The organism is Bifidobacterium sp. UTCIF-39 (assembly GCF_006408715.1).
Taxonomy (GTDB): domain Bacteria; phylum Actinomycetota; class Actinomycetes; order Actinomycetales; family Bifidobacteriaceae; genus Galliscardovia; species Galliscardovia tissieri.
Map to the genome: position 1 here is coordinate 1 of NZ_JEOG01000011.1, position 18,652 is coordinate 18,652.

Annotated in this window: 12 protein-coding genes and 1 tRNA gene; 5 read left to right on the plus strand and 8 right to left on the minus strand. The window is 62.5% G+C overall.

Annotation, left to right across the window (positions count from 1 at the left end; all coding sequences use genetic code 11):
• Window positions 1-98: 98 nt before the first annotated feature.
• Window positions 99-1,193: a LacI family DNA-binding transcriptional regulator gene (locus EP30_RS06155; protein WP_140557044.1), complete on the plus strand. Its 1,095-nt coding sequence runs from the start codon at window positions 99-101 to the stop codon at window positions 1,191-1,193.
• A gap of 173 nt (window positions 1,194-1,366) precedes the next feature.
• Here the strand turns inward: EP30_RS06155 and dcd are convergent, their stop codons facing one another.
• Both dcd and EP30_RS06165 read right to left on the minus strand, forming a co-directional pair.
• Window positions 1,367-1,969 carry a dCTP deaminase gene (dcd, locus tag EP30_RS06160; protein WP_094664175.1) on the minus strand — a complete coding sequence of 201 codons (603 nt, stop codon included), beginning with the start codon at window positions 1,967-1,969 and terminating at the stop codon, window positions 1,367-1,369.
• 216 nt (window positions 1,970-2,185) lie between these two features.
• A complete protein-coding gene (locus tag EP30_RS06165; protein WP_140557046.1) occupies window positions 2,186-2,626 on the minus strand; it encodes a GntR family transcriptional regulator in 441 nt (146 codons plus the stop codon).
• Window positions 2,627-3,001: 375 nt separating this feature from the next.
• Here EP30_RS06165 and EP30_RS06170 point away from each other — a divergent pair, with 375 nt between their 5' ends.
• Window positions 3,002-3,553, plus strand: a complete 552-nt coding sequence (locus EP30_RS06170) for an NADPH-dependent FMN reductase (RefSeq protein WP_140557049.1) — start codon at window positions 3,002-3,004, stop codon at window positions 3,551-3,553.
• 232 nt (window positions 3,554-3,785) lie between these two features.
• Here EP30_RS06170 and msrA read toward each other — a convergent pair whose 3' ends face one another.
• On the minus strand, window positions 3,786-4,790 hold the full coding sequence (msrA, locus tag EP30_RS06175; RefSeq protein ID WP_140557051.1) for a peptide-methionine (S)-S-oxide reductase MsrA: 1,005 nt from the start codon (window positions 4,788-4,790) through the stop codon (window positions 3,786-3,788).
• 163 nt (window positions 4,791-4,953) lie between these two features.
• On the opposite strand from msrA, the gene EP30_RS06180 reads away from it, so the two are divergent.
• Entirely contained in the window at window positions 4,954-7,002 is a 2,049-nt protein-coding gene (locus EP30_RS06180; protein ID WP_181160822.1) for a KUP/HAK/KT family potassium transporter, read from the plus strand.
• A 618-nt stretch (window positions 7,003-7,620) separates the two neighbouring features.
• Here the strand turns inward: EP30_RS06180 and EP30_RS06185 are convergent.
• From EP30_RS06185 to tgt, 3 genes are all read right to left on the minus strand, one after another.
• Window positions 7,621-7,703, minus strand: a tRNA-Leu gene (locus EP30_RS06185).
• 91 nt (window positions 7,704-7,794) lie between these two features.
• Complete coding sequence (locus EP30_RS06190) at window positions 7,795-8,592, minus strand: nitroreductase family protein (protein ID WP_181160823.1); 798 nt, start codon at window positions 8,590-8,592, stop codon at window positions 7,795-7,797.
• Window positions 8,593-8,757: 165 nt separating this feature from the next.
• Window positions 8,758-10,086 (minus strand): tRNA guanosine(34) transglycosylase Tgt, encoded by a 1,329-nt coding sequence (gene tgt / locus EP30_RS06195; RefSeq protein WP_140557059.1) that lies wholly within the window; start codon window positions 10,084-10,086, stop codon window positions 8,758-8,760.
• Window positions 10,087-10,263: 177 nt separating this feature from the next.
• On the opposite strand from tgt, the gene EP30_RS06200 reads away from it, so the two are divergent.
• Together EP30_RS06200 and EP30_RS11125 are read left to right on the plus strand one after the other, a co-directional pair.
• Window positions 10,264-12,240: a S1C family serine protease gene (locus EP30_RS06200; RefSeq protein ID WP_140557061.1), complete on the plus strand. Its 1,977-nt coding sequence runs from the start codon at window positions 10,264-10,266 to the stop codon at window positions 12,238-12,240.
• Window positions 12,241-12,600: 360 nt separating this feature from the next.
• Window positions 12,601-15,411 (plus strand): HAD-IC family P-type ATPase, encoded by a 2,811-nt coding sequence (locus EP30_RS11125; protein WP_258185395.1) that lies wholly within the window; start codon window positions 12,601-12,603, stop codon window positions 15,409-15,411.
• Window positions 15,412-16,000: 589 nt separating this feature from the next.
• On the opposite strand, the gene EP30_RS06215 is transcribed toward EP30_RS11125, so the two are convergent.
• Both EP30_RS06215 and EP30_RS06220 read right to left on the minus strand, forming a co-directional pair.
• The gene (locus tag EP30_RS06215) at window positions 16,001-16,996 is read right to left on the minus strand and encodes an asparaginase (RefSeq protein WP_094664151.1); all 996 of its coding nucleotides are present in this window, start codon (window positions 16,994-16,996) and stop codon (window positions 16,001-16,003) included.
• Between the two features lie 9 nt (window positions 16,997-17,005).
• On the minus strand, window positions 17,006-18,526 hold the full coding sequence (locus EP30_RS06220) for an amino acid permease (RefSeq protein WP_140557063.1): 1,521 nt from the start codon (window positions 18,524-18,526) through the stop codon (window positions 17,006-17,008).
• Window positions 18,527-18,652: the final 126 nt, after the last annotated feature.

Sequence of the window (18,652 nt, forward strand, 5' to 3'; positions counted from 1 at the left end):
GCACGTCATGGCGACGTACCCGCCGTTCGCCACGTGAATGCCAAATGTGACGTTGATACAACACCCTCCGCAGTGGTGGGTGCAAAAGGGGTGCGGGAATGGTCAGTATTCGTGATGTGGCGCGCAAGGCGGGGGTGTCGCACCAGACGGTCTCCAACGCGATCAATTCGCCCGGCATTGTTTCACCGGCCACGCGCGAGAAGATCGCGCAGGCCATCAAGGAACTCGGATACAAGCCCAACGCATCGGCCAGACGTCTGCGCTCCGGTCGATCCGACGTGGTGGCGGTGGGCATCGCCGCGGGTGAGAACCGTGCGCCGTCGCCCATCTTCGACGAATTCCTGCACCTGCTTGCCGCCGAGGCGAACAACGACGGCAAGCAGATCATGCTGTATCCGCGCATCGATGAGCCGAGCGAGCTTCACCATATTCAGAGCCTGATGGAACAGTCCGACGTTGACGCGATCGTGCTCAACGAACTCGAGGTGAACGACGGCCGTCCACGCTGGCTCATCGATCATGATCAGCCGTTCGTGCTGTTCGGCCGTCCGTGGAATCTCAGCAAGGAGGATGCCGACCGCATTCCGTGGGTGGATGTGGACGGCTACAGCGCGATCAAGGAGATGGTCGGCCGACTGGTCGCCGCCGGACGTCGTCATATCGGCTACATCGGATGGAACACCGGAACCGGTACGGCGCTCAATCGCTATCAGGGCTGGTACGACGGATTGGAAGAGGCCGGGCTCCTCGTCGACGGCATGTATGACGGCCGTCCGATCGACACCTGGGCGATCGGCACGATCGAGGCCATGCGGGCAGGCGAAGCTGCGGCGGCGGACCTGTACCAGCGTCATCCGGATCTGGACGCCATCGTCTGCCCGTCCGACAATCTCGCCGTGGGCGCGCTCTCCAGCATCAGCCACATCGTGAAACATGCGGTGATCGACGGCGATCCGAACGTGAATATGCTATCCCGACCCGTGTGGGTGACCGGATTCGACGATTCCGCGCTCGCGCACGCGTTCTCGTTCCCGTCGATCCGTCAGCCGCTCGACGTGGTGGCGAAGGAACTGCTGCGCATGACGCGCGAGATGCTCGCCGGGAAGCCGATCACCGACGAGCCGCATTGGCATGAGCTGCTGCAGCCGGAGTTGGTGTGGCGTCAGTCGCCGTACGCTGACGTGGAGCGGTAGGCGAACGTCCGGCAGCGGGCAGCTGGCGGGCAACTGGGAATCACAACGGGTGGGTCCGGCTTAGCCGCGCCCACCCGTTCTCAGTATCTGCCAGTTTGTTTGACGGTTTGATGGTCTGACGGTCTGAGTGCCTGACAAACTGCCGGACGATCCGTCGTCCAACGGTTATTCGGTCACTCGGCGTCGATGCCGGTGTTGTCGTTCACGTCGGCGCAGTAGAAGTTCACGTAGGAGCGGCTCGGCGTCGGACCGCGCTGGCCCTGATAGTGCGAGCCGAGCTTGCCGGAACCGTACGGGTTGTCGGCGGGGGAGCTCAGCGAGAAGAAGCACATCTGACCGATCTTCATGCCCGGCCACAGCTTCACGGGCAGCGTGCTCACGTTCGACAGCTCCAGCGTGATGTGTCCCTCGAAGCCGGGGTCGATGAAGCCGGCGGTCGAATGCGTGAGAATGCCCAGACGGCCCAGGGAGCTCTTGCCCTCAAGGCGTGCGGCGATCGACGAATCCAGCTTCACGTACTCCCACGTGGAACCGAGGATGAACTCGCCCGGATGCAGGATCCACGGGTCGCCGGGGGCCACCTCGAACTGCTCGGTCAGATCGCCCTGATTCTCGGCCGGATCCACATACGTGTACTTGTGGCTGTTGAAGACGCGGAAGAAGCGGTCCAGTCGCACATCCACCGACGCCGGCTGCACCATCTCCGGGGTCCAGGGGGTGAGCGAGATGTTCCCGCTCGCCTGTGCGGCCAGAATATCGTGATCGCTGAGCAGCATGTGATGTTCTCCTTCGCATGGGTTGCGTCGTCTGCGCCGGGCCCCGCCGTCGTTCGTCGTGGTGATCATGATGATCGGTGATCATGATGATCGTCGCGGGGCGGCATTATACGTCTAACCTGTTCAGTCTAGCCGCGGGCATGGCCCTAGCACGGGCTCGGTCTGATGTCTGATGGACTGGCCCGACGTCTGACGGCCGGCTTGTGTGGCAGTCGTTCAGCGTTTCATCTGCCACATCGCGCCCAGCACGTTCTGGGTGTCGTGCAGATCCACGTTTTTCTGATGTGCGGCCACGGCCAGACACTCGATCGCGGCGAGCACGTCGCACGGCATCCGCTTGCCCTCGGCCACGCGGGCCGGCCGACCGGGTGAGGTGATGATCAGACCGCTGGCCTCTAATTCCTCGTAGGCGTGCTGCACGGTGCCGAGCGAGACACCGAACTGCTTAGCCAGTCCGCGCATCGGCGGCATGCTGGCCCCAGCCTCGAGCAGACCGACGCGGATCAGTCCGTCGAGCTGCGAACGGATCTGTTCGAACGCGGGCGTGGCGCTGTTCAGATCGATTGTGATCAGAAAATCATCATCATTGCCGATATCGTCGATGAGGGCATCATCAACGGCGATCGGCGCTTCCAGAATCTCGGCTTCGCTGCTCATAACGACGTAACAACCTTTCCGAACACTGATCCGTGCATATTTGTGCCATCCGTGCAATCCACGAACGTCGTATCGCCGGGTCTCGCAGGCCCGCGCGAATCCGCGCGTCCGGCATATGCCGTCCAGTGGATCTGATGTATATCGTCCAACTGTACTACTTGATTAGTACGCTGCCGATCTCCATTTTGTCGATATTGCAACGGTTTCCGAGCATGATTCTCTGCTGGCTAAGGATGTCGTCACTCCGGCGGGACAATAGAGCTGAGATGTGGGTTGCGTCGCGGCCGATTGACGGCGGTGGCGTAACGATGGAAACAACAACGAACGACGACAATGGTCGATTCCTTCGGATCATTGCCAGAGTGAGGAGGCAACATGGCCAAGATTCTGTTCATCGTGGGTTCCCTGCACAAGGACGGCTTCAACAAGCAGCTCGCCGACGAAGCCAAGGCCCTGATCGGCGACCGCGCCGAAGTGGAATTCCTCGACTACACCAACGTGCCGTTCTTCAGCCAGGACATCGAATACCCGGCTCCCGACGCCGTGTCCGCCGTGCGCCGTGACGTGGTGCTTGCCGATGGCGTGTGGATCTTCTCCCCGGAGTACAACTACAGCTACCCGGGCGTGCTGAAGAACCTGCTCGACTGGCTGTCCCGTCCGCTGGAGCCGTTCCCTGCCGAGTCCTCCTCCGTGCTGCCGGGCAAGAAGGTGGCCCTGAGCTCCGTGGCCGGCCAGTCCGCCGGTGCCGGCACCCGTGCCAAGCTCACCGAGGTGCTGAACTTCGGCAAGGTCGACCTGCTGGGCGACCAGCTGGGCGTGACCCTGGCCCCCGAGGCCTGGGGCACCGGCAAGCTCGGACTGAGCGAGGACGACCGCAAGGCTCTGGCGGCTCAGGTGGATGCCTTCCTCAAGTTCATCGCCGAGTGAATGGCTGAATGAATCGCCGGGCGGATGGCTGAGTAGCCGCCCACTGCTATCGTCATTGACGGCGGTGGCGTCGGTAGTGCACGGCCGGCCCGCCGCGAATCGTTAGGAGGCACGCTCCCATGACTCATGGTCATGCGGAACGCGCCTCTTGTCGTATACGTGTACGTGTCTTCTGTCGTATACGGCATTCGGAATCGCTGCAGGCGTTCGTTGTCTTCGTTTTCCCGTCTGCCTACTTCTGCAGCAGCGGAATGTAGTCGCCGTAGCCCTCCTCGGCCATACGGGCCAGTGGCACGAACCGCAATGATGCGGAGTTCATGCAGTAGCGATGCCCGCCCAGTTCCGCCGGGCCGTCGTCGAATACGTGTCCGAGGTGGATCTGCGTATCCGCGGTGCGAATCTCGATGCGCGGACGTCCGGGTACGCGATCGTCGTCGTGTTCGGTGACCAGATCGGCGCTGATCGGCTTCGAGAACGCCGGCCAGCCGCAGCCGGAATCGAACTTGTCGGTCGACAGGAACAGCGGCTGTCCGCTGACGATGTCGACATAGATACCGGGATCGAACGTCTCATCGTATTCATTGACGAACGGGCGTTCGGTGGCCGCGTGCTGTGTGACCGCGAACTGTTCGAGCGTCAGATCCCAGATACGATCGACGTACTTCTGACGATTGCGCACATTGTGGATCTTGGCGATGTCGATGTGGCAGTAGCCACCGGGATTCTTCTCCAGATAATCCTGATGATGCTCTTCGGCGGGGTAGAAGTTGTGCAGCGGCTCGATGAGCACGGCCGGTCGGCGTGGCTCGCGATCGATCAGCTGCTCGATCGCGGCGATGAACACGCTTTTCTGCGCATCGTCGGTGAAGAACATGCCGGTGCGGTACTGACGGCCGGAATCGTTGCCCTGGCGATCCACGGAGAACGGGTCGATGACCTCAAGGAACAGCAGACTCAGCGTACGCAACGTCACACGGTCTGGATCGAATTCGACGCGCACGGTCTCGGCGGCGTCGGTCGTGCCGGAACAGACCTGCTCGTAGGTGGGGTTCTCGGTGTTCGACTGTGCGTACCCGACCGTGGTGGTCGTCACGCCGTCCACGTTGCGGAAGTACTGCTCCAGTCCCCAGAAGCATCCGCCCGCGAAGTAGGCGGTCTGGGTCTGAGATGGGGGCTGGGCTGGGGTCTGAGTCGCGTTCGGGGATTCCTGCTGCGGTTCGCTGATCGTGTTTGTCATGCCGCCCAGTCTATGGCGGACATACGATGACGGCGCGTACTCGGTTCCAGCGGTGGCAAGTACAATGTGACGTGGTGCAGCGCGATCGTTGTGTGAGTTTGTCCGGTCGCGATGACGCATGACTGTTCGTGACTGTTTATGCGGCGGAGGGGGACCGTCAATCATGTCCGCATTGCTTCAGAAATTACGGCCGCAGAATGGCCGAACCAAGCGAAAACGTGACCGGGGATCGGCGTTGAATCGTGCCACGCCGGCCGGTATGCTCATCGCCGTCGGCATCGTGTACGGCGATCTGGGCACCAGCCCGATCTACGCACCCAAGGCGCTCATGCTCGCGCAGGGCGGGCAGATGAATCGATTCCAGACGCTGGGCTCGCTGTCACTCGTGTTCTGGTTCATGATGCTGGTGGTCACCATCAAATACGTCTGTACGGCCATGCGCGCCGACAACCAAGGCGAAGGCGGCGTGTTCGCACTGTTCGCCGCCGTGCGCAAGTATTGGAAACCGGCCGGGGTGATCGCCATGATCGGCGCCGCCGCGTTCCTGGCCGACAGCGTGTTCACGCCCGCGGTGAGCATCACATCGTCGGTGGAGGGTCTGGCATCGATCCCGTTCATCGGCGACAGCGGCTACTGGTCACAGGAACTGTCGATGATGATCGCCATCGCAATTATTCTGGGTCTGTTTCTGATACAGCATGCAGACACCAATCGTCTGGGATCGCTGTTCGGGCCGATCATGACGGTCTGGTTCACGTTCATCGCCGTGATCGGCGTCATGCAGATCACGCGCGACTGGAGTGTGCTGCAGGCGCTCGATCCGACGATCGGGCTGCGATTCCTGCTCTCCGACGAAAACAAGTCCGGCGTGGCGATCATGGGCAGCGTGTTCCTGGCGCTCACCGGTGCGGAGGCGCTGTATTCCGACATGGGCCATGTGGGCCGCGGTAACATCTGGGCCAGCTGGCCGCTGGTCAACATCGCATTGATGTGCTCGTACTTCGGGCAGGGCGTCTGGATGCTTGACGGGCATCTTATCAACGCCCACGGTGTGGCGCCGTTCTTCCAGATCATTCCCGAGCAGATTCGCCCGTTCGGCGTGGTCATGTCGCTGATGGCCGGTGTGATCGCCTCGCAGGCGTTGATTTCCGGTGCGTTCACGCTGACGGCCGCCGCCGACGGTCTGGGATGGCTGCCGAGACTAAATATGCGGTATCCGGGAGTGACCAAGGGACAGATCTACATTCCGTCCGTATGCGCCACGCTGGCCGTGCTGACGGTGCTGGTCGTGCTGTACTTCCAGTCGTCGGCGGCCATGGAGGCCGCCTACGGTCTTGCGCTGGTGATCGCCATGATCATGGACAGCGTACTGCTATTCGAGTTTCTGCGGAATGTGCGCGGCAAGCGGGCGAGCGCGGTGGTGATGTGCACGGTGTTCGTGCTGGTCGAGCTGCTGTTCCTGTCCGCCAGCGTCAGCAAGTTCCTGGAGGGCGGTTACATCACCGTCGTCATTTGGGGGCTGGTGTACGGGCTATTCCACATCTGCTCGCGTGGCAGCATGCTGGAGAATTCCGAACGCGGGCACGTGCACGCCGACGATCTGTCGCATATTCTCGCCGTGAGCATGGCGGAGAAGCGGCGTGATCTGGTGGCCGATCATCTGGTCTATCTGACGCCGGACCCGAACATGAGGGACGTGGAGAAGGATATTGCGGTGAGCATGATCCATCGCCGTGCGCACACCTACTGGGTGGTGACGGTGGTGCAGCTCGGGCGGCCGTACGGTCAGGATTGGAAGGTCACATCATACGGGCGGAATCTGCACCGGGTGACCATCAATCTTGGGTACAAGGTGCCGCAGTTCTATCTGCCGCAGTTCATGCAGGCCATCATGGAGGACATGCTGGCGAATGGTGAGATCAACCGTATTAATCCGCAGTGGCCCAAGCTGGCCACCAGAAGCGAGCGGCTTGGCATCGGCAGTGTGCGGTATGTGCTGATGCATCGCGTGATCAGTCCGGAGTCCGCGCTGCCGGATTCCGATCGCACGTTGCTGCGCACCTATCAGTGGGTCAAGCGGCTGATCAGCAAGCCGGTGGAATGGTTCGGTCTGGAGACCAACGATCCGATCATCGACACCGTGTCGGTGTGGAACGGCGAGGAGTGTCCGATGCAGATGCACCGCATCGGCGAAGTGAAGAAGAAGCCGTAGCCTAGATGGTCGATAGCCGGTTTTGCGCTGGTGAGGTTGCTATCTCCGAGTTCTGTGCGGTTTTTCCGTTGTTGCGGACATCAATCTTCGAGTTCTGTGCGTGCCCAGGCGAAAACACAAAGTATGAGCATTGGAATTCCAACGCCCATACTCGGGATCGGCCGTCGCACACGCACAGAACTCGGAGATAGGTGTCTGCACAGAGGCCGAATCCGCACAGAACTCGGAGATAGGTGCTTGCTCAGGTGGGCGTTGGGGATGGTTGCCCGCGCGATGGGATGCTCGGTGCCTCGGCCCGACCGCCCAGTGCCCTCGGTCCGACTGCTCGGTGCCTGTTCGCCGTATGTATGCGTCCGATAAGCATCGTGGTGCTGCTCCGGTGCTTGTTTGGCGCGCAAGTGCGTCCGATAAGCATCGTGGCTCCGGTTCTGTGCTTGTTGGTCGTATGCGTGCGTCATATGAGCACGGAGGCTGTTCCTCAGTGCTTGTCTGCCGTATGTATGCGTCCGATGAGCACGATAGGTATGGGACCGGCACCCGTTCGCCACATATGGGTCAGGAATGAATACGAGAAAACCTCGAACCGTTGGGATTCCAACAGTTCGGGGTTTTAAATCGTGCGAGCGGGGGGAGTTGAACCCCCACGAGCATACACTCACTGCCACCTGAAGACAGCGCGTCTACCATTCCGCCACGCTCGCAGACAAGTGATTAATTTAGCACTGCCTCCCCGGATTGTACAAATCGGCGTGTCGCGTGCGTGTCGAGGGTAACTGATGGGCGCTGTCGGCGTCAGATCCAGTCCACGGTGTGCCCGGACGCCGCCTCGAAGTGATGGACGGCGCAGCCCAGTCCCACGTGGGCGAACAGGCCTTCGGTCGCCTGTGCGCCAACCGTGCCGTCGGTCTTCAGTGTGAAATGGAACGGCTGCTGGCTGAGCGAGGTGGGGGCGAGCATTGCCGCCTTCATGCCCTTACGGAACCAGTCGGGCATATCCTCGCCCTCGGGAAGCGTGCACAACTCCTCGATCGGTTTGCTGCGATGCTTGCCGCCGGGGCGGGCTCCATGGCCGAATGCCAGCACCCACACGATCTTCTCGCCGGGGGCGAGAGTCCACCACGGGTCCGTGGCGTTCATCGCGCCATCAAGCACCGCCCACGAGGTGGCCAGACCGAGCTGCGTGGCCTTCAGCGCCAGGCGCTCGCCGTAGTAGCCCACGGTCTGCTGCAGCGCGATTTCGCCGGGGTCGGTGGCGGCGATGTCCTCCGCGCCCTCCTTGGTCCAACCGGAATCGGCAAGGGCGGTCGCCGTGGAATCCACGGATGAGGCGGCCTCGGAGCCCTTGGCGAGCACTGCGGCCGGGGATCCGATCAGCGCGATCGCATTGTGCACGCCCTTGAAGCGTCCATAATGCGTTTTCAGGCCCAGAAACGCGTCATCCAGTCCGGTGACCATCTGCGTATGCAGCCCGCTTTCGGCGTTGCATACGTCGATCTCCTGCCGGAGCGCGGCGATCGCGTCGTCGGCAACCGGTTCGTCGGTGTACATGCGAATGGCGTGGCGGGCCTCCATCGCTTCGATCAGATCCATGTCTTCCTCTTCGTGTTCGTATGGCTGTGCCAAGTAGTCGTCGCTGAGCATCGATTGATGATGCCCAGCGACGACTACTGCTACTGCGATTGTAGGTGTGCCCCGAGTCCGTTTTTCAACGATGACTCAACGGTGGACGATGATGCACGAGGGTTCGTCAACCGTTCACCCACGCGACCCGTTGGCGTAGAAGCGAGCGAGCGTTTCCTTTTTGTATTCGTCGAAATATCCGCCAGTGATCGACTCGCGGATCTCGTCGAGCAGTCGTACGAAGAAACGTTCGTTGTGGATGGTGGCGAGCGTGCATCCGCTCATTTCGCGGGCCTTGAGCAGGTGGCGCAGGTAGGCGCGCGAATAGTGTGCGCAGGTGTAGCAGTCGCAGCCTTCCTCAAGCGGACCGAAGTCGTGCTTGAGCGCGGTGCGCAGCACGTTCCAGCGGCCGTCGCGCGTGTAGATCGCGCCGTTGCGTGCGGTACGGGCGGGGGCGACGCAGTCGAACGTGTCGCCGCCGTTCTCCACACCGGCGAAGATGTCGTCCACCGCGGCGATGCCGAGCACGTGACGGGGGCGCAGTTCCGGCATTTCATCGCAGATCCACGCGCATGTGTTGCCGAGCAGGCGCTTTTCGATCGCGCCGCCGATGCCCACGCCGTCGAAGTCGAGCGAGGCGATCTGCTGGGCCGCGTGGCGGCGCAGATCCTCATAGTTCGCGCCCTGCACCACGCCGAACAGTGCCTGATACGGCTTGCCGAGACGGGTTTCCGTCAGTCGCTGGTGTTCGGCGACGCATCGCTGTGCCCAGCGGTATGTGCGCTCCACGGATTCCACCTGATAACGGCGGGTGTTCATCAGCGTGGTGAGCTCGTCGAACGAGAACATGATGTCGGCGCCGATCTTGTGCTGGATGCCCATCGAGATCTCGGCGGAGAAGCGGTGCTTGTCGCCGTTGAGCGGAGATTTGAACGTCACGCCGTCCTCGTCCACAAAGGCGAGTCGTTCCTTGCCTTCGGCGATCACGTCGTCGGATTTGAGTCCCTTGACGTCCATGGCGAGCGTCTTCTTGAAGCCGGCACCGAGTGAGAGGACCTGGAATCCGCCGGAGTCGGTGAAGGTGGGGCCATGCCAGTTCATGAATTTGGCGAGACCGCCGGCCTCGTCGAGGATGTCCTCGCCGGGGCGTTCGAACAGGTGGAATGCGTTGGCGAGCGTGCATTGTGCGCCAAGGGCCTTGAGCTGTTCGGGAAGCATGGCCTTCATGGTGGCCTGCGTGGCGACGGGCACGAATGCCGGGGTCTGGATGTCGCCGTGCGGTGTGTGAATGATGCCGCTACGTCCGTGCCGGAAGCCGTTGCGGCCGAGTCCGTCGGGCGTGGGATCGAGTCGTCGGGTGATCTCGAAGCTGAATTCGCTACGATCGCCGGGCTTGCCGGGTGCCGCTCCACGCGGGTGGTCCACAAGATCGATAGGGTTCTGGTTTACATCAACGTCTGTCATGACTACCACTCTAAACGAAGGGCGATGACCGGGAAAAAGCAGAGGATTCGATTACAGCTTTCAAATAACGTTCAGGAAATATCCAGACGTAACGCTTTAACTCTTAGGTAGTTCAAACGTATGCGCGGGGAAACATGACGCGCGCCCGCGCGAGACCTCGAATAGCAAGGAGCAGCAATGGCTGACACGAACAATGGTTCCACCCCTTGGGGGCAGCGTCCTGACAATGAGCCGTGGCCCTCGGTGAATGGCACTGACAACGATTCCAATTCCAACGATTCCCAGATCAACGAATCCGCATCCGAAGCACAGAACCCGACTTCCGGCACTGCCGCCGGTTCATCCGCGGATTCCAACGAACGCCCGACCGAGGCGATCAATCCGGTCGCCGCCCGCGACGCGCAGGCCACGCAGGTGCAGCGTCCCGCATCGTCGCCCGCTTCGGCTCAGACCCAGGCGCCCGCCCCGCAGCCGAACCAGTCCCAGCAGTCGCTACCGCTGTACGGTGCCTACGCTCCGCAGGGATCGTCGCAGCAGTACGGGCCCCAGCACAATCAGTACAACGCTCCGCAGTCTCCGGCTCAGCAGACGCCGAACGCTCCGCAGAATGCCCAGCCGCAGCCGAATCAGCCGAGCCGTCCGCAGCCGGAATACGGCCAGTACCGTCCGGCGCCGGAATTTGGTGCCTACGGCCCGGTGCCTCCGCAGAACCAGCCCGACAACAACGCGCAGCAGCCGGGTGCTGGTAATGGCAATTCCGGCAACGGTAACGGCAATGGCGGCAACGGACTCCCGCCGCGCAACGGCTCCCCGTTCAACCCGTTCCGCGGCCCGCAGAATCCGCAGGGTCCGGGCAATTCCGGCAACGGTGCTCCCGGACAGAATCCGAACGCGCAGGGCGGCAAGCCGAGCGGTGCCGTTTCCCACATCGTCACCGGTGCCGTGGCCGCAGTGGTTGCCGCCGCGCTGAGCCTGGGCGTCGGATTCGCCGCTATCTCCAACGGCTGGGTGTCCAGCCCCACCTCGTCGTCGCTGAGCTCGCTGAGCAACTCCTCCGGTTCCGGCACCGCCAAGGCGGAATCCGGTGACGCCGTCGATTGGACCGCCGTCGCCAAGAAGGTGTCCGGTTCCGTGGTGGCCATCCAGACCGAGATCCAGTCCGGCGGTCAGTCCGGCGTGGCCAAGGGCTCGGGCGCGATCATCTCCAAGGACGGTGCCATCGTCACCAACAACCACGTGGTCTCCGGTGCCAAGCAGATCCAGGTGACCTTGTCCGACGGTTCGCTGTACGAGGCCGACGTGGTCGGCACTGACGTGACCACCGATCTTGCGGTCATCAAGCTGAAGAACCCGCCGAGCGACCTGACCGTCGCCGAATTCGCCGACTCCGACAACCTCGCCGTGGGCGAGGACGTGATGGCCATCGGCAACCCGCTTGGCTATGAGAACACCGCCACCACGGGTATCGTGTCCGCCCTCAACCGTCCCGTCACGGTGATGGATGAGGAGAACAACGAGATCGTCACCAACGCCGTGCAGCTCGACGCCGCCATCAACCCCGGCAACTCCGGCGGCCCGACGTTCAACGCGGCCGGTCAGATCATCGGTATCAACTCGTCGATCGCCACGTCGTCGTCCAGCTCCAGCTCGTCCAGCTCCAGCGGCTCGATCGGCATCGGCTTCGCCATCCCGTCGAATCTGGTCAAGCGTGTGACCAGTGAGATTACCAGCAGCGGCTCGGTGAAGCACGTCGCGCTCGGCGTGACCGTGAAGACCGACACCGCCACGGCCGACGGCACCACCCGCGCCGGCAGCTCCGTGCAGAGCGTGGTCTCCGGCGGCCCCGCCGACAAGGCCGGTGTGAAGCAGGGCGACGTGATCGTGGGCTACAACGGCAAGACCGTCGGCTCCAACGCCTCGCTGCTCGGCTTCGTTCGCGCCACCGCGCTCAACGACACGGTGAAGCTCACCGTGGTGCGTGACGGCAAGACCATTGAGCTGAACGTCACCATGGATCAGGAGGAAAGCGCCGTGAACGGCTCCAACCGATCCGAATCCAGCAATGGCAGCAGCGGCAACAGCCAGAACAACGGCAATAACGGCAGCAACGGTGACAGCGGTAACAGCACCGATCCGTTCAACTTCGGCTGGTGATCGCCGACCGGTTGCGCTAATCCGCTGATCGCAGGGCCTCGAACCTTTTCCGGTTCGAGGCCCTTGTTCGTATGCGCAACCGATCGCGTCACCGATCGCTCCACGCGGGGACGGCGAACGACGAGGGGTGTTGTTATCGTCGATCACAGATAACTGAATATCCGTTTTCTTTACGCCGTGTATCACAGACGAAACAGAGACGCAAGAGACACAGATGACGGTCAGCCGGACACTGGTCGACGACCGTGCGATCCGTGCGATCCTGTCGATCCGCAGACGTCTGGGATGGGTTAACAAGGCGTGAAATCACGCCGATTATCGATACCGTGGTCGGCCCGTGCACAAGTGTAAGGAGAAACGATGAGTCACATCATCGCTTTATGCAGACGAGTCCCGTTATTGCCCGTCGTCATTCTGTCCGTCATTCCCGTGGCGTTGCTGTGGGACAGCCGTCCGTGGAGTCATCCGTTCCGGTTCGTCGACCCGAGCATCGGCCAGTGGATCGTCATCATTCTCGTTGTCTATGCCGTGATCGACACGTTGCGCGGCATGATCGACGACATCCGTCACGGTCATGTGGGCGTGGATGTGCTCGCCGTGGTCGCCATCCTCTCCACGCTTGCCGTACAGGAGTACTGGGCCAGCTGGGCCGTGGTGCTTATGATCGCGTCCGGCGAGGCCATCGAGGAATATGCGCAAGCCAAGGCGGAGAACAATCTCACCGCGTTGATGGATGCGGCACCGCAGACCGCGCATGTGATGAACCTGCCCGGTATGGGCAGTCGTCGGTCGACTGATACGGCTGACGCTGACACGACTGACACCAATACGGCTGACACGGCTGGTACTGATACGGTTGCCGATGATCGCGACTCCGGTCGCCATTGGAACACCGTCCCCGTCGATCGCGTACGACCCGGCGATGTTCTGCAGGTGCTGCCCGGCGAACCCGTGCCCGTTGACGGCGAACTGCTCAGCGGATCGGCCACGCTCGATCTGTCGAACATCAACGGCGAACCCGTACCGCGTGAGGTGTTCGCCGGCGCTCGCGTGATGTCCGGCGCGGTCAACGGTTCCACCACGCTCACCATGCGCGCCACCGAACTGTCGCGCGACTCGCAGTACCAGCGCATCCTCGAACTCGTGCGATCCGCGCAGAACTCGCGTGCCGCCGTGGTCAAAACCGCCGATCTCATGGCCGTGCCATTCACCGTGATCTCGTTCATCATCGCCTGCGCCGCGTGGATCGTGTCCGGCGTGCCCACCCGCTTCGCGCAGGTGCTCGTGCTCGCCACGCCATGCCCGCTGCTCATCGCCGCGCCCGTCGCGTACATGGCCGGCACGGGGCGGCTCGCCAAGGCCGGCATCCTGATCAAAGCGCAGGACGTGCTGGAAAATCTCGGCCATGTATCGCACATCTTCTTCGATAAGACAGGCACGCTTACTGTGAAGAAACCGCAGGTCGTTCGCGTGGACATGCCGATCGGCGTGGTGGGCACCGACGCCGTGCTCGGCGGTGCCGCAACTGCTGCAGTTGCCGTTGCGCAGGACGACGCTGTGCAAGATGACACCGTGCAGGACGCCGTTGCGCGCGATGGTGCTGTGCACAACCCCGACAAGTCTGGGGATAACTCGGGCGGAGTTGTAGCAGAGTCTGAGGAAAACTCACGTAAGTCTGGGGATAACGGCAATGCGGACGACGTGGGTCGTGTGAGCGACGCGCATCGTGCGGATAACTCTAGTGGTATGAACGATCCTGGCAATTCCAGCGTTTCCGGTGCCTTCCCCTCTGCTCTTCCCGCCGCGCGGCCGCCGCTTAACGAGGACCACATCCTCATGCTCGCCGGCGTGGTGGAAGGTTACTCCGTGCACATTCTCGCCAAGGGTATCGCCGCCGCCGGAAGCGAGGCCGTGGAACGACTCCATGCGCGCTACGATGCCGGGCAGCGTCTGTGCCCGGAGAACGGTCGTCCCGGTCACGGTCGTTCCTATCCGGTGGTGCGCAACATCAGCGAAGACGCGGGCAACGGCATCAGCGGTGAGGTCAACGGGCACAAGGTTCGCGTGGGTCGGTTCGCATACGCCACCGACGGCATGACCGCCATGGGGGCGATCGCGTCGCAGCTTGCCGATTTTGCGCACGGCGTTGGTGCATCCGGTGCATCCGACGCTGTTGCGGCATCCGGACGTGGAAGTGGGCGTGGGCATGATCTCGTCACGACGCCAGACGAGGACGGATTCCGTAGAATTGTCGTTCCGGCGGTGCGGCACACGGACGTGGATGGAGCGGTTGTGCCCGGTGGTGCGCTGGGTGCCCGCGCTGGTTCATCTGCCGAAAGTGTGCGCAATGGCACCCAACGCAACGCCGATTTTCAAGACGGCGGATTCCGCATGACGTCCGAGGCGCGCAATCGTCACGCCGCACGCATGACCCAGGCGTTGCGTGCCCGTCGTCATGCCGTGCGTGACCGTCTGTTCCCCGCCGATCATTTCGCCGCGCTCGCGCCCGACGAGATGGCCACCTATGTTGCGGTGGATGGACGACTCGTGGCACGCATCGTATTGCGCGACGTGCCGCGTGCCAACACGCGCGAATCGTTGGAACGACTGCGCGCGCTCGGTGTGAAACGCCTGTCGATGCTCACTGGCGACAAGATCGCGTCGGCGACGGCCATCGCGAACGAGGTCGGCATCGACGATGTGAAGGCGGAGCTGTTCCCCGAAGGCAAGGTGCAGGCGGTAAAGGACGCCGCGCACGAACTGCCGAACGCACAGCCGTGGTGGGATCGTTTGCTGCAGCGGTTCGTCGGCGAATCCACGACGAAATCGGTGACGATGATGGTGGGCGACGGCGTGAATGACGCGCCCGTGCTTGCCGCTGCCGACATCGGCATGGCGATCACCGACGGCACGAGCACCGCGGCGAGCGAATCGGCACAGGTGGTGATTATGAACGACGACATCGCCGCCGTGCCCGCCGCCATTGCGATCGCCCGTCGGACCAAGCGCGTGATGCTGCAGGCGGTGACGATCGGTCTGGGATTGGCGCTGGTGTGCATGATCGCCGCCGCGTTCAACCTGATTCCGGTGGTGATCGGCGCGTTCATGCAGGAGGCGATCGACGTGGTGAGCATCCTCTGGGCGCTCACCGCCCTCGTCGATCGCGAATAGGCGTGGGGCCGTTGGGTTGCTGGGGTCAGTTGGAATCATTAGAGACACAGTGCGGTGATTGCTGGGCATACTGGCGTACCGTGCGGTGATCGCTGCGGGTCTGCCATTCGTATGTATCGGCCCGCAGCGAAGCAGCATCTACCACTGCGGGTGGCGATGTGCGGATGTGCCCAACCCGCAGCGTAGACATGGCTTCACTGCGGGTCTAATGCACGGACTCATCGAACCCGCAGTGTGCCCTTTGCCTCGCTGCGGGTCCGATACACGCGTACGGCGAACCCGCAGTAGGGGTGCTCCGATGCTTCTTTGACGTATGCGCGTGACGGACAACCATCGTAGAAGTGGATGAGTGCTTGTCCGTCGTATGCGTACGTCAAACAGGCATCGACGATGCCATTACGGTGCTCGTCTGTCGCATGCTTACGTCGAATAAGCACTGTGTGGTTCCTCCGATGCTCATCCGCCGCACGGATGCGTCAAACAAGCACGGTAGGGACGATTACGGGGTGTGTCCGACGCACGCGTACGTCAAACACACCCCGTAATCATCGTAGTGACCAATGCCACTGGCGGATGGGACGATCCACACTCACACCGTGATCTCGCCGGCGATGGAGCGAGGAATCCACGAGGCCAGATCGCTGCCGGTCAGCCCCTGCGACAGCAGGAACACGATCTTGGCGTATGCGGCCTCGAGTGTCATATCGCCCGTACCGATCGCACCGGCGCGAGCGATCGCATCGCCGGCCTCGTAATGGCCGAGCAGCACGGTCGCCTGCTGACACTGCGACGCCACCACAACCGGCACGCCCTCGCCGAGCACGTCGGCCAGCACGTCGGTCAGCCCCGGTTCGGTGCACGGCACATTACCCACGCCGTACGCGCGGATCAGCACGGCTTCGGGACGCGGCGTGAGCATGGCCTCCAGACGCGCAGCCGTAATGCCCGGTGCCATGTCGATCACGGCGACATCGTGGCGCATGTACGGCAGCGGATCGTACCAACCCTCGCCGCGGCTCTCATACGATTCCCAATGCCAGGGCGCACCCGTCTGCGCGAGCAGTCCGGCCGACGGCGCATCGAATCCCTCGAACGCCCACGACGACACCTTGCTCACACGATTACCGGCGATCAGATGATGACCGAAAAACAGCGAAACGCCATGCGCGCGGCCGCTCAACACCGCGTTGAGCGCACCGGTCACGTTCGCCGTGGCGTCGGTCTCGACCATGCCGAGCGGATACTGCGATCCGGTGAACACGATCGGCTTGCCGAATCCGGTGAGCGCGTACGAGACCGCAGCCGACGAATAGCTCATCGTATCGGTGCCGTGCAGCACCACGAACGCGTCGGCATCGTTGCGATGCGCACGCAGATCGTCGATGATCGCCTGCCAGCTGTCCGGCGTGGCACACGACGAATCGATCAGCGGATCCAGTTCCGTGTACGACACCTGATCGGGACTGATCTGCGTGCCGTCGAGCAGCCCGTGCAGCCAGCCGAGCATATCGGCACCGGGGGCCAGACCGTGCGGCGAATCGATCATGCCGATCGTGCCGCCCGTATACGTGATATGAATACGCATGGCTGATCCTTACTTCGTGGTGGCGTTCTCGGTGGAATTGGTGGAATCGGCGGCATCCGCGGCGTCGGCGTCGAGCATCTCGTCCATCAGATTGCCGTCGATGCGACCACGCACGTAGAACCATCCGATGATCATGGCGATCACGACGACCACGAACAGGGCAAGCGTCCAACGACCGGACGCGCTCGTCAGATTCGAGATCACGACGATCGCGAAGAACAGCAGGGAAACGTAGTTCGTGTACGGCGCGCCGGGCATACGATAATCCGGTCGGGTCTCCTCGCCGGCCTTGACCTTCTTGAGGAACGCCAGATGCGTGACGAGGATCGATGCCCATGTGCCGGCGATGCCGATACCGGCCAGATTCATGATGATGTCGAACGCATCGGACGGCAGCACGGCGTTGAGCACCACGCCGATCAGACCCAGCGCGGACGTGATGATGATGCCGCCGTACGGAATGTGATGCTTGTTCATGCGTGCGGCGAACTTCGGGCCGGAACCGGCGATGGCCATCGAGCGCAGCGTGCGGCCCGTGGCGTACAGACCGACGTTCAGCGACGACAGCGCGGCCGTGAGCACGACCACCTGGATCACGTCGCCGGCGTGCGGAATGCCGATGCCGGAGAAGAACGTGACGAACGGCGACTCGTTCGAGGAGTACGCGGTGTACGGCAGCACAAGCGACATGAGGATCACGGAACCCACGTAGAACACGAAGATGCGGATGATCATCGAGTTGATGGCCTTGGGCAGCACCTCCTTGGCTTCCTTGGCCTCGCCGGCCGCCACGCCGACCATCTCGGTGCCGCCGAACGCGAACACCACGCCCAGCGTGAGGGCGAACACGGGCGCGATGCCCATCGGGAAGAAGCCACCATGCTCGGTGATGTTGGCCACGCCGGCGTGCGCATCGCCCACCGGAGCGCCGGTGATGATCGCCCAGATGGCGATAACCATGAACGCGATGATCGTGAACACCTTGATCGCAGCGAACCAGAACTCGGCCTCGCCGAACATCTTCACGCTCATCATGTTGAGCACGAACACGAGGGCCAGCGCGCCCAGCGCGAGCAGCCACTGCGGAACGTCGGAGAACGCCTTCCAGTAGTGGAAATACACGGCGACGGCGGTGATATCGGCCATCACGGTGGTGGACCAGTCGAGGAAGAACATCCAACCGGTCACGTACGCGCCCTTCTCACCCAGGAACTCACGGGCGTAGGAGACGAACGCGCCCGACGACGGACGACGGATCGCCAGCTCCCCCAATGCGCGCACCATCAGGAACGCGAAGATGCCGCAGATCGCATAGGCGATGGTGAGCCCGGCGCCGCCCTGTGCCAGACGGCCGCCGGCACCCAGGAACAGGCCGGTGCCGATCGAGCCGCCGATGGCGATCATCTGAATATGGCGGGGCTTGAGCTCCTTTGCGTAGCCGGCGTCGCTCTTGTCCTGCGTGACGGTGCGAGATGTCGTACTTCCGGAGGCGGTCCCGGCCGTCTCCGTCTTCTCTGTCTTCTCACTCATGGTTCTGTCCTTGTGGTTCTGTCCTTGTTGAGCGGATAGGAGTGCGGGTGCAGAACGTTGTCATCTGTGCCATCTGTCGATCGGTGTGCGCCGATCGTGCGCTAATCGGTGTGCCAATCGGCATGT